This window comes from uncultured Arcobacter sp., assembly GCF_937982575.1.
In the GTDB taxonomy this organism is placed as follows: domain Bacteria; phylum Campylobacterota; class Campylobacteria; order Campylobacterales; family Arcobacteraceae; genus Arcobacter.
This window is the reverse complement of the sequence record NZ_CALJLR010000028.1, coordinates 112,932-125,176: the sequence shown is the minus strand read 5'-3', so window position 1 is coordinate 125,176 and position 12,245 is coordinate 112,932. Positions and strand designations below refer to the sequence as shown.

Annotated in this window: 12 protein-coding genes; 4 read left to right on the top strand and 8 right to left on the bottom strand. The window is 28.6% G+C overall.

What is annotated here, in order from left to right; genetic code table 11:
• Position 1 precedes the first annotated feature (1 nt).
• Together Q0617_RS13820 and Q0617_RS13815 are read right to left on the bottom strand one after the other, a co-directional pair.
• The gene (locus Q0617_RS13820) at positions 2–538 is read right to left on the bottom strand and encodes a 50S ribosomal protein L25/general stress protein Ctc (RefSeq protein WP_298754070.1); all 537 of its coding nucleotides are present in this window, start codon (positions 536–538) and stop codon (positions 2–4) included.
• 72 nt (positions 539–610) lie between these two features.
• Entirely contained in the window at positions 611–973 is a 363-nt protein-coding gene (locus Q0617_RS13815) for a cytochrome C oxidase subunit III (protein ID WP_366517907.1), read from the bottom strand.
• 72 nt (positions 974–1,045) lie between these two features.
• Here Q0617_RS13815 and folD point away from each other — a divergent pair, with 72 nt between their 5' ends.
• Genes folD through rpiB form a run of 3 tightly spaced genes read left to right on the top strand, consistent with a single transcriptional unit; the run spans position 1,046 to position 3,140 of the window.
• Positions 1,046–1,906: a bifunctional methylenetetrahydrofolate dehydrogenase/methenyltetrahydrofolate cyclohydrolase FolD gene (gene folD / locus Q0617_RS13810; protein WP_298754066.1), complete on the top strand. Its 861-nt coding sequence runs from the start codon at positions 1,046–1,048 to the stop codon at positions 1,904–1,906.
• Positions 1,906–2,691 (top strand): signal peptidase I, encoded by a 786-nt coding sequence (gene lepB / locus Q0617_RS13805; protein ID WP_298754064.1) that lies wholly within the window; start codon positions 1,906–1,908, stop codon positions 2,689–2,691. The genes folD and lepB overlap by 1 nt, the downstream gene beginning before the upstream one ends.
• Positions 2,691–3,140 carry a ribose 5-phosphate isomerase B gene (rpiB, locus tag Q0617_RS13800; protein ID WP_298754062.1) on the top strand — a complete coding sequence of 150 codons (450 nt, stop codon included), beginning with the start codon at positions 2,691–2,693 and terminating at the stop codon, positions 3,138–3,140. Before lepB ends, rpiB begins: the two co-directional genes overlap by 1 nt.
• Positions 3,141–3,151: 11 nt before the next feature.
• Here rpiB and Q0617_RS13795 read toward each other — a convergent pair whose 3' ends face one another.
• Complete coding sequence (locus Q0617_RS13795; protein ID WP_298754060.1) at positions 3,152–3,574, bottom strand: GNAT family N-acetyltransferase; 423 nt, start codon at positions 3,572–3,574, stop codon at positions 3,152–3,154.
• Positions 3,571–4,551 carry a phosphatidylglycerol lysyltransferase domain-containing protein gene (locus Q0617_RS13790; protein ID WP_298754058.1) on the bottom strand — a complete coding sequence of 327 codons (981 nt, stop codon included), beginning with the start codon at positions 4,549–4,551 and terminating at the stop codon, positions 3,571–3,573. The genes Q0617_RS13795 and Q0617_RS13790 overlap by 4 nt, the downstream gene beginning before the upstream one ends.
• Positions 4,552–4,801: 250 nt before the next feature.
• Between Q0617_RS13790 and Q0617_RS13785 the strand changes: the two genes are divergently transcribed.
• Positions 4,802–6,031, top strand: coding sequence for an HD domain-containing protein (locus Q0617_RS13785; RefSeq protein WP_298754056.1), 1,230 nt, complete (start codon positions 4,802–4,804; stop codon positions 6,029–6,031).
• Positions 6,032–6,058: 27 nt separating this feature from the next.
• On the opposite strand, the gene Q0617_RS13780 is transcribed toward Q0617_RS13785, so the two are convergent.
• The 4 genes from Q0617_RS13780 to Q0617_RS13765 form a co-directional block, all read right to left on the bottom strand.
• Positions 6,059–8,026 carry a TonB-dependent receptor gene (locus tag Q0617_RS13780; protein ID WP_298754052.1) on the bottom strand — a complete coding sequence of 656 codons (1,968 nt, stop codon included), beginning with the start codon at positions 8,024–8,026 and terminating at the stop codon, positions 6,059–6,061.
• Between the two features lie 79 nt (positions 8,027–8,105).
• Positions 8,106–9,902: a sodium:proton antiporter gene (locus tag Q0617_RS13775; RefSeq protein ID WP_298754050.1), complete on the bottom strand. Its 1,797-nt coding sequence runs from the start codon at positions 9,900–9,902 to the stop codon at positions 8,106–8,108.
• 105 nt (positions 9,903–10,007) lie between these two features.
• On the bottom strand, positions 10,008–10,775 hold the full coding sequence (locus tag Q0617_RS13770) for a glycerophosphodiester phosphodiesterase family protein (RefSeq protein ID WP_298754048.1): 768 nt from the start codon (positions 10,773–10,775) through the stop codon (positions 10,008–10,010).
• Positions 10,775–12,190, bottom strand: coding sequence for an FAD-dependent oxidoreductase (locus Q0617_RS13765; RefSeq protein WP_298754046.1), 1,416 nt, complete (start codon positions 12,188–12,190; stop codon positions 10,775–10,777). The genes Q0617_RS13770 and Q0617_RS13765 overlap by 1 nt, the downstream gene beginning before the upstream one ends.
• Positions 12,191–12,245: the final 55 nt, after the last annotated feature.

Below are 12,245 nucleotides of genomic sequence, written 5' to 3'. Positions count from 1 at the left end.
ACTACTTAGCTTTAATTACACCAACGATTGGTACTCTTGGGTCTAAATAACAATCAACACCTTCTGGCATTGTAAGATTTCTTACTAAAACGTTATCACCTGTATCTAAATCAGAAATTTTGATATGGAAATTTTCTGGTAAGTTTTCAATTGTACATTTTACTGCAACTCTTTTTTTATGGAAAACAAAAAGACCTTTGTTTTTTAAACCTTTTGGAGTTCCCTCAACAGTTACTGGCACAGTATAATTAGTTTTTACACCTGGTAAAGCCATCATTAAATCTACATGTAATAATTCAGAAGTAATAGGTGCTTTTTGGTACTCTTTTACAACTACTTTACAAGTAGTATCTCCAACTTTTACATCAAATGCAATTGTTGTTTTGTTTTTTAAGAATCTGATAAAATCATTTCTTTTAAATGCAGCATTGATATTCTCAACACCTTTTCCATAAATATTAGCTAAAATGTAACCATCTCTTTTTAGTTGTTTAGCATTTTGCTTAGTTATACTATCTCTTACGATACCCTCTAACATTTTAATTCCTTATTTTAATTTAAAGTTGGGGATTATACTAAAAATTAATTTAAACTAAGTTTAAGTTGGACTCTATTTTTTTAAGTTTTTTAAATAAAAGTATATAGACTTGATTTCATCATTAGTCAAAAAGTATGAAGGCATAATATTAGAACTACCTCTTTTTGTAGTCAATACATCTACAAATTTTTCAAAAGGTACGTTATTTATTGCGGGAGAATTTAAGGTCTTAGTCTCATTTTTTTTATTTTTATATTTTGCAATAATTACACTTTTATCACCTCTATCATGGCATTTGTTACACCCTATTCCTCTTGGGTTTTCATATAACATTGCCCCATATTCATAATCAGTAATAAAAGAGTTATTTATAATATCTTTTGCAAAACATACATTATAAAATAAAAGTAAAATCGCAAAAACTACTATTCTCAAACTTAACCTTTGTATAAATTCTTTTTGGGTATTATAGCAAGCTAAAATTAAAACAGTTATAAGGTAACTAGAATGGTTATATTAGATGGTAAGGCATTATCAGCAAAAATAAAAGAAGAAGTAAGAGTTGAAGTAACAGAACTTGTAAAAAATGAGCAAATCACACCAGGACTTGCAGTTATATTAGTGGGTAATGACCCTGCAAGTTCTACTTATGTAAATAGTAAACACAAGTCATGTGAAACAGCAGGTATATATTCAGAAGTTCATACAAAAGATGAATCAATAACTCAAGAAGAGTTATTGGCTTTAATTGAAGGTATGAACAATAACCCAAAACTTGATGGTATTTTAGTGCAATTACCACTTCCAAAACATATTGATACAACAACAGTTTTAGAAGCTATAAATCCTCTAAAAGATGTGGATGGTTTTCACCCATACAATGTAGGAAGAATGGTTTCAAACTTAGATTCATTTTTACCAGCAACCCCTTTTGGTGTTATGAGAATGTTTGAAGAGTATGGTATAGAATTAAGTGGTAAAAATGCAGTTGTTATTGGAAGTAGTGACATAGTTGGTAAACCAATGGCATCACTTTTAATCAATGCAAAAGCTACAGTTACAGTTTGTAACTCAAGAACAAAAGATTTAAAAGCTCATACAAAAGAGGCTGATATAGTTGTTATTGCTGTTGGCGTTCCACATTTACTAAAAGCAGACATGATAAAAGATGGGGCTGTTGTTATTGATGTTGGTATCAACAGACTAGATAGTGGTAAATTAACAGGTGATGCTGATTTTGAAGATTGTAAAGATAAATGTTCATTTATCACTCCAGTTCCAGGTGGAGTTGGACCTATGACTATTGGGATGTTATTAAAAAATACTCTTAAAGCTGCAAAATTAAGAGAGAAAAGAGAAAGTAATTAATGTTAAAAAAACTATACAACTGGTCTAGTTCTTGGACTGGTACTATTGTAATTGTATTGAGTATCATATTTTTTGTTGCTCAAGCTTTTGTAATTCCAAGTGGGAGTATGAAAAACACTCTTTTAATAGGGGATATGCTTTTTGTAAAAAAATTTTCTTATGGTATCCCAACACCTAGACTTCCTTGGCTTGAGGTAAAAGTACTTCCTGATTTTAATGATAATGGACATCTTATAAGTGCAGAAGGACCAAGTCGAGGGGATATAGTTGTTTTTAGATATCCAAAAGAAGAGACAATTCATTATGTAAAAAGATGTGTAGCAGTTGGTGGAGACATTGTTGCTTTACAAGATAAACATCTATTTTTACATCCAAAAGAGGGAAATGAATTTGTTAAGAAAAACTATGTTGGATATCATGTAACAGAAGTAGATGGAAAACTATTTGTAATGGACCCTTATAAAAAAGAGCATCCTGGTATTCATAACGACCCCTCAATATCAAGAATTGGAACACCTTTTAGACAACTTTTTGATATGAATCCGATTAAAATACCTGAAAATGAATATTTTATGATGGGTGATAATAGAGACCATTCAAATGATTCTAGATTTTGGGGTACTGTTCCATACAAATATATAGTTGGAACTCCTTGGTTTATCTATTTTTCTTGGGATAAAAACTATGAAGTTAGATGGAATAGAGTTTTTAGAACAGTTGAAAGTATAGAAAAAGAGATGGAAGGCAAAGAGCTTTCTATCAATCATGAAAAAGGAATTTATTAATGAAATATTATATTGGCGCAGATCATGCAGGTATTGATATAAAAGCTTATGTAAAAAAGCTTTTTGAAGCAAGAGGTCATGAAGTTATTGATTTGGGACCACAAAGCAAAGATAGAGTTGATTATCCTGATTTTGCAGAAAAAGTTTGTAAAGAAGTTTTAGCAAATGAGGGTTCAAAAGGTATTTTAATTTGTGGTTCAGGGATTGGTATGAGTATGGCTGCTAATAAATTTGATGGAATTAGAGCAGCACTTTGTCATAATGAATACTCTGCACAAATGGCAAGAGAACATAATGATGCAAATGTAATCTGCTTAGGTGAAAGAGTTACAGGTCCAGGTATGGTTGAAGCTATAGTTGAAGCTTGGGATAAAGCAACTTTCCAAGGTGGAAGACATGAAGGTAGAGTTAAAAAAATCAATAACCTTTTTGGTAGCTGTAGAAACTAAAGACTAAAGAGTTATCTCTTTAGTCTCATCTTAATCCCATCTTCATCATCATAAAAATTCTCTAAAATCTTTACTTTTTTAAATTCAAATTTTTCATATAGTTTTATTGCAACAGTATTTTTAACTCTTACTTCAAGTTCAAATATATCTTTGTCAAGATTTGTCAAAGAGTATTCCAACAAAGCTTTTCCCAATCCTTTTCCTTGAAACTCTTTTAAAATAGCTACAGAATAGAGTCTATAATAATTTTTTCTTTTAAGCCATAAAATATAAGCAATTATTTTTTTATCAATTACTACTTTATAAATTATATTTTTTTTCAAATGATATGAAAAAGAAGCTTTTGATAAAGCCGAACTATCATTTGTAAAAAGAGCTTCTTCTATATTTAAAAGCTCTTTTATATCTTCCTTATTTGCTACTTGAATTTTCATTTTTGGTAAATTGTATACTTTGGTACTAACTTATTTGGTCTATATGACATTTTCACTTTTTTTAGGTTTTCAAATCCCATATCATCACCAACATTTATATATTCGATATCAAACTTTTCTTTTAATATTTTAGTAAACTCTCTAAAGATAAACTGAGCACAACCAAGAATCTCAAAATCTGTTTTTTCTATAATAACGCTTGCAGTTTGTTCATTTATTTGCTCTCCAACTGTAAAGCCTTTTAACTCATCATTTATATAAATAACAAGTCCTATAATATCCAAGTTATCATAATCATTTATCAATCTTTTGATGGCAAATCTCTCAAAATATATCCCATCCATAAAAATTTCTACTTCTTCTTTTGGCATATATGTTGTTCTATCTTTTACCCATTTATTAAATAAGTTTAATACTTCAGTTCCATGTTTTTCTTTATTTAAAATTTCTATTCTATGATCTGGATAAATTTTCTTAAATTTATTTATCTCATTTCTTTTTGATTTATAAGAGTCACCCTTTAATTCAATTAAATCTTCAACTTTATAAATATAATCTACAAGTTTTTTCTCAATAATAAAGTCTTTTAGCATCTCATATACTAAAGTACCCTCTTCCAAATAATCAACAAACCCTTCTAATAACTCTTCATGTACATACTCTATTTTTGAATAGTTTCTATTACTGTTGTGTGCATTCATTATTTCAAAACATTGAAGCATGGCATCATAGGTATTATCTTTTTTTCCAATTGGAGGTAAAAGCATAGATAATTCACCAGAATTTAAAATAAATAGACAAAAGGTATCATTTACTATTGCATAAAACCCAGTAGCTGTTGATAGCCAAATATAGTTACCTGCAAATGTGTAATCACTTACGTCTACATTGATGAGTTCTAAATACTCAGTCATAGTATCACGTGCTTTTAAATCAAAGTGTTTTAAAGTGTAGTTGCTTATTGTCAAAGTTGACATTATTTATCTTTTTCCTTATATTAATTTTTGGAATTATACATCTTATTTTTCATTTTGCATCAAATTTAAAAAAAGAATTTTCTAAGTACCTATTTATCAATATTATGGGATAATCAAAACAAAAATAAAGAGTCAAAGATGCAGGAACCTTGGGTAGCTTATGTAGTAGTTGGAACAGTAGTTACATTGATGATGATAGGTAAAAAAATGATATTCTTTAGCGATGACTCAAAAAAGAAAGATAAAAAAGATGATTAACCACAAGATTATAGATTATATTTTCTCTTCAGCTTCAATTCAAAGATGGAATGACTATCCTAGAATGGTTGAGCTAGTAGAACTTGATAAACAAGCACATAAGTTTATAATAGCTTATTTTATAGCAAAACTTGAAGATAATGTAAATTATACCCACCTAATAGAAGCAGGAATTTTTGAATTTTTACGACGGGTGGTAGTTACTGATATAAGACCTGATGTATTTAGAAAAGCTCTGCAAAGAAAATCAAAAGAGATAAATAGCTGGGTTATAAGTAAACTACATGACTCTATAAAAGATATAGATGGTGGTAATTTTCTTAAAAAATTTGAAGAGTATCTTGAAAATCCAAATATGTACAAAAAAGAGAGATTTATAAATAAAGCAGCCTCATATCTCTCTACTAAATGGGAGTTTTCAATTGTATATCAAACAAGTGCTTTTTTAAGTGATATTGAAGAGGTTAAAAAAAGTGTTGAAGAAGAGATTGAAGACTATTATGAGTTAATAGGAGTGCGAAAAATTGCACTTAATAAAAAGCTATCAAAAGTTATTGATTTAAGTGGAAGACTAAGATTTCAAAAAAGATGGTCTCAAACTCCAAGAATACCAGAAACGTCTGTTTTAGGTCATATGTTAACTGTAGCTTTATTTGGATATTTTTATTCACTTGATGTAAATGCTTGTGAAAAACGATTGCAAAATAACTTTTATACAGCCCTTTTTCATGATTTACCAGAAGCTCTTACAAGAGATATTATTTCGCCTGTAAAATATTGTGTTGATGATTTATCTGATATTATAAGTGAGTATGAGATTATCAAAATAGATGATGATATTATGCCAAATGTTCCAGAAAAAATAAAAGATGAGTTTTCATACCTTTTAGGTTTATATGATGGAATAAAAGATGAGTTCTTAGACAAAATTTATGAAGATGAAATAAAAGTTGTAACTAACGGACTAGCATCATATAACGTAGATAAATACAATGCAATAGATGGTCTTGCATTAAAACAGTGTGATAAGTTATCAGCTTTTATTGAAGCTAGTTTATCAATCTCCCATGGAATAAAATCAAAAGAGTTAGTAAATGGGAAAAAAGAGATTTTAAAATCTTTAAAAATCGTACAAGACGTTGACTTTAAAGAGATTGCAACCAAAATAGACTTAGCCTTTGGAACTACAGGACAAACTCAAGTTAGAATGGATTTTGAATAAAAGGAAGAGTTACTTCCTTTTATCTTTTTAGAATTTATATCTTAGATTAACATAAGCATATCTTCCTGGGTCATTTATAAGTGTTGGATTTCCACCTGTTGACACATAAGTGATATCTTTATAAGTATTTGTTGAAGCATAAGTTTTATCAAAAATATTATCAACTCCTAGAGTAAGTTCAAAATTTTTGTTGATTTTATTTTTATATTTTAGATTAAAAACAGCATATCCACCTAACTCTTGCTCCCCATTATCACTATCATTATTACTCCAATTATCAACAGCTATCATTTCTGCTGTTATTTTTTGTGCTAAAAATTCATAATTTAGTGCTAAATTAGCTTTTAAAGGTGGAAGGTCTGCTAAGTCTTTGTCTGTTTGTCCAGCAAGTGCTTCATCCTTTTGACCTCTTTGATAAGCAATTCCATAATCAAGTGATAGTGCATCATTCATATAATAAAACCCACTTACATCTATCCCATATATTTTTGCATCAATATTTGTAAAGCCTGTTCCATTTACACTATAAATATAATCTTTTAAAACAGAATAGAAAAGTTTTGATTTAATATTAAAGTCACCAATAGTTTTTTCAAAACCAAAATCAGCTTCATAGTTTTTTACAGCTTTTAAATCAGGATTTCCAACCACTGTACCACCTGAATTTACAAAATATAACTCTCTAGCATCAGGAACTCTTTCTGACTTTCCAAAGCCAGCAAAGATTTTTGTTTTTTTATCTAAGTTATATATTGTAAAAATATTTGCATTTAAAGCATCATAATCATTATCTTTTTTTGTTGCATCAACATTATCTATTGAAGTGTTATCATATCTAGTTCCAAGTTCAATATCTAAGGCACCAACACTTTTTTCATATGTTGCAAATATTGCTTTGTTTTTTGTATCTGTACTAGCAATTGAGTCTCTAATATATGGATTTGTCTTATTATAATATTTACCTTTCCAGTTTCTTACACTTGTGTCTAAGCCAAGAGATAATATATCATCTTCTATATCCATACTGTTTTTTATTTTGGCACCCCAAATTGATGATTTCATGTGATTTGTCATCTGCATTGCACCATTATTTCTCAGTGTTGTACTCATAGGATGATCAACATTGGAATAGTAATAATCAAAATTTAACTCTTTAGAATATTTTCCTAAATCTCTTTTTGCATATGCAAAAGTATAAATATTTGAATCATCATAATTAGCATCCATTGGTGTGTTTGGATAAAGAACATTATCACTTCTATTTGCAGTGTATGATAATTTGATTTCTGAACTATCATCTATATTAAATATTGCTTTTGAAAGTAATGTTTTTTTAGTATAGGCTTTTTTATCCCTATTATTTGTTGAATACTGATTTGCTGCAGGCATTCCAGATTTAACTTGCTGTTCATAAAAATCATTTCCATTTCCATCTTCGTACTGGTCACTGCTTTCTGTTGAAGCAGAAAGCAACAATTTAAATCTATCAGTTCCACCACTAATAGTTGCACTTGCTTTTCTATAATTAAAGCTTCCTGCATTTAAGTTGATTTCACCTTCTAAATCTTTTCTTGGCTCTTTTGTATTTACTTTTACTTTTCCACTAAGTGTTCCAAAGTTCTCTACATCATATGGACCTTCTGTTACCTCAACACTTTCTACATTGTTTGATAGAATATGTGATGTTGGTGGATCCATTCTATTTGGACAAGCTCCGTAAATCTTTGCATCATCAATCATTACGTTAATATTATCTCTCTTTTGACCTCTAAGAATAATATCATTTGCAATTCCACTTCTTCTAACAAGTGATATTGAAGGGATGTTTTGAGTTAAAGCTTCTGCTAAATCAGCACTTTTAATCTCATTTTCACTTACACTTTTTACAACTTTTGTATTAACTTTTTCCTCAACATTTACAGTTGGCACTTCAATCTCATTAGCTAATAAAAAAGTTGAAGCAATAATACTAAATAAACAAATAGATTTTTTCAATACTTTCTCCTTAAATTTTGAGAAAGATTATTATATATCTCTGTTAATTTTATGTTAATTTTTATTTTTTATTTTTTATTTATTTTTTTGGAGGTATAAACATTATAAGAATTTTTAAATCTTTATCTATTTTATCTTCTTCAAAAGGGTAAAGAAAAATATGCTCACTTTTTGTTATAATAGCAATAGTCAAAGAATCATCTTTCTTTTTATTTATTGCATCTTCATATGTAAATTCTTCAGATAATAAAATTGTTTGAAACTTCCATCCTTCTCTAAACTTAGCTACAAAATCACTATAATATATTTCTGAATCAAAGAGAGTATTTCCTCTTACTGCTTCACTTGGTATTTTCTTTTCATTTTCCTTTATTTCATACCAACCTATTTCATAAACATTATTCTGTCCAAGTTCTGGAGCAAACTGTGAGCATACTAAAGTATTATATGACTTATTTGATGTCAATGCAAGAAGCTTAGTAATATGAGAAAGTTCTAAGACCTCCTCTGTCCTCTCTGCTAATATTTCTCCGTAAAAAGTAGGAATACTTTGCATTCTTGCAGGTTTTAAATTATCCCACTTTTTATCAACTATCAATACAGGAATTTCATTCTTTTTTAATTCACTAGCTAAGGCTATACACCAAGAAGATGCGCCAATTAACATCAATCCATCGGGATGATTAGATGCCAAATCAAGTTTTTTAGCCAACCAACCAATACTTAATCCATGAAATACAACAGTAAGAATAATCAAAGCAAAGACTAAAGGAAGTAATAATTCAGCACCAACATAACCCTTTTCCATAAGTTGTGGACTAAATAGACCAGCAATAGCAGCAGCAACTATACCTCTAGGAGCAACCCAAGCTATAAATAGTCTCTCTTTCCATTTAATATTAGTTTTGATTGTAGAAAGATAAACACTTACAGGTCTAAATATAAATATTATTAAAAATAGAAGTAGCCAACTTTCCCAACCCAATCTTTGCAGTATTTCAGGGTCTATATCTGCTGTTAATATAATAAATATAGTTGAAACTAAAAGTATTGTTACATACTCTTTAAAGCGTCTTAATTCATCCAATGAACTTAATCTTGTATTTGCAAGTGTAATACCTAATATAGTTGTTGCCATAAGTCCAGCTTCACTTTGAACAAGATTTGCTAGGGTATAAACTAAAAAAATACTAATTAAAATAATAGGTGATTTTAAGTGTTCAGGAACTTTTCCCTTTTTAAAAGATTCTGCAATAATATGACCAATACCAACACCAAGTATCAAAGAGGTAAAAAGACTTAATCCTAGCCCTATAATTACATCAATTATCAAAGTTTCACTCTCTGATAACATATAATAACCATATATCAATACGACTAATAATGCTCCAATAGGATCATTAATAATCCCTTCCCATTTTAAAAGTGCCGCTGGTCGTCTATTTAGATTTGCTTGCTTTAATAAGGGTACAATTACAGTAGGTCCAGTTACTATAATAATAGCTCCAAAGATTAATGCTACAGGCATAGATAAGCCCACAAGATAGTGCGAAGCAACTACACCTAATGAAAAAGTAACTAAAACATTCCATGTTACTAAGCGGTTTATGACTTGAGAGTTTTGTTTAAATTCATGCCACTTTAAATTTACTCCACCCTCAAATAGAATTATTGCAACACCAAGAGAGATTATAGGATGCATTATATCGCCAAGATCTTCTTTAGGGTTAATCCATCCTGTAATTGGTCCTAAAACAAATCCAGCAATTATCAGAAGTATTAATGCAGGTATTTTTAAACGCCACCCTAACCATTGTAAAACAATACCAACTATAATTATGGATGCCATGATTTCAGTGAGATGTTGGTGTTGCATTTACTTTCCTTTCTCATTTTTATTTAGTTAACAGTTTAACATTATATAAATTCAATAAAACTTCTCTTATATTTTAAATGTAAAGATACCAATGAACTATATTGATTAGTATTTATACTTTAAATTTTCATCACTAAAGATAGCTTTTATGCCATTTTTATATAAACTATGTTGGACTTCTTTTTTATTTATAGTATAAATATTTGTGTAGATGTTTTTTTCTTTTAATATATCTATTTGCTCTTTATTTACCAAAGATAAATCAATATGATAAGAGTCTACTTCCAATAATTTTAAATACTCCAATAAGTTATTAGGTACACTCTCCCAAAAAACAGCAGCTGTTGAAATAGATTTATCCATAGCTTTTAGTATTTTTAAATAGTTGTGATTGAATGATGAGATTAAAACTTCATTTATCATCTTTTGTTTTTCTAAAATATAATAAATCTCTTTTACATAAAACTCATCAAAAATAGTTTCACTCATATCTTTTATCTCAATATTTAAAGAGATGTTATATTTTTTTGATAACTCTAAAACTTCCTCAAGTAAAAGTATCTTTTGGAGAGGAATATTTTTATCAAACCAAGAAGAAAAATCTAAAGTTAAAAGTTCTGCATAGGTAAAATCACAGACAAAATAAGAGTCTCTATTCTTAAATATATCAATAGCATTTGAAGTTCTAAGTAATGTTTCATCATGTATTACCACTACCTTTTTATCCTTTGTAAACGTAATATCAAACTCAATAATATCTGCATAAGTTGTAGCATTTTCTAAAGCTATTAGTGTATTTTCTGGAAACTTTGCACTATATCCCCTATGGGCTATAAGCAAATTCTCTTTTTCAAACCTATCAAAAAAATTCATCAAAACCTACTTTTTATATAATCTTTTGAAAACTCTATTTCACTATCTTTTTTTTCTTCATTCCAAGAAAAATATTTAGCCATAATCTCACAAATAAACTCTATATTTTTTAAAGCAGTACTTCTATTTTTATAAGCTATATTTGTAATACGAAGTAAAATATCTATTGGTCTTTTTACAAAATAATTCTCTATTGCAAAAATAATATCTGCCTCATTTATTTCTAAACTCTCTAAAGATAAAAGTTCACACTCTTTTGTTTTACAACTAGCTTTTTCCTTTATTAGTGATTTAGAAAAAATTACATTTAAGCAATCTTCAGCCATCTTTCTATAGCTTGTCCATTTACCTGCACTTATACTTACTAAATTTGTTTTGGATATATTTATTATATATTCACGCACAATTGAAGATAAGGGAATATCCTTTTTTATTAATGCTCTAGTTCCACTAAAAGTTGATAAAACATCTTCTTTTTTAGCCTCTTTTTTTAAATACTTATTTGCATAAAATAGAAGATAGTCTATCTCATCATCACTTATTTTTTTAGCTTTATTATCTACTTCAGTTGTGCCTATTATTAGTATATTTTCCCATGGATGAAAGAATATCACTCTTCCATCATGAGTTTTAGGAATTAATAGCCCTACGTCTAAATCCATAAATTCTTTTGATAAAACAATATGTGAGCCCTTACTTGTAGTAATTAATTCAGAGCAATTATAATCATCAACTCTTCTAAGAGTATCAATACTTACACCTGTGGCATTTACAACTACTTTTGAGCTTATTTCAAACTCTTTATTTTCTATCTTATCAAAATATTTAAGTCCAACAATTCTTTTATTATCATATAAAAACTCTTTTACCTCACAATAGTTTTTGACATCTGTTCCTAAGTTCTGAGCTGTAATTAGAAGTGAAGTTATCATTTTACTATCATTAAAACTACCATCAAAATATGAGATTGCACCTTTTAAATTTTTTTGCTTTAAAAAGCCTAAAATCTTTTTTGATACAAATGATGACTTACCCAAAGAGTAAGATAGGGATATTAACTCATAGATTTTAAGTCCAATATATAAATAAATAGCCTCAAACCAATTATAAAGAGGTGTGAAAATTTGAAATTTTTTTGAAATAGTTGAAGAGTTTTTTAAAAAGATTGCCCTCTCTTTTAAGGCTTCATTTACAAGCTTATATTGGGCTTTATTAAAAGTTAAAATTGCTTTTTCTAAATAGCGTACTCCTCCATGAACCAACTTTGTACTTTTAGAACTAGCACCTGAACCAAAGTCATTTTTCTCTAATAAAAGCACTTTATAACCACGAGTTATAGCATCAAGTGCAATTCCACACCCAACAGCTCCTCCTCCAATAATAATAAAGTCATAATCAAACTTTGTTTTATCCATTTTATTCCAATATATTAGTTTCTAATATTAATATAATAAAACTAAATATGTTATA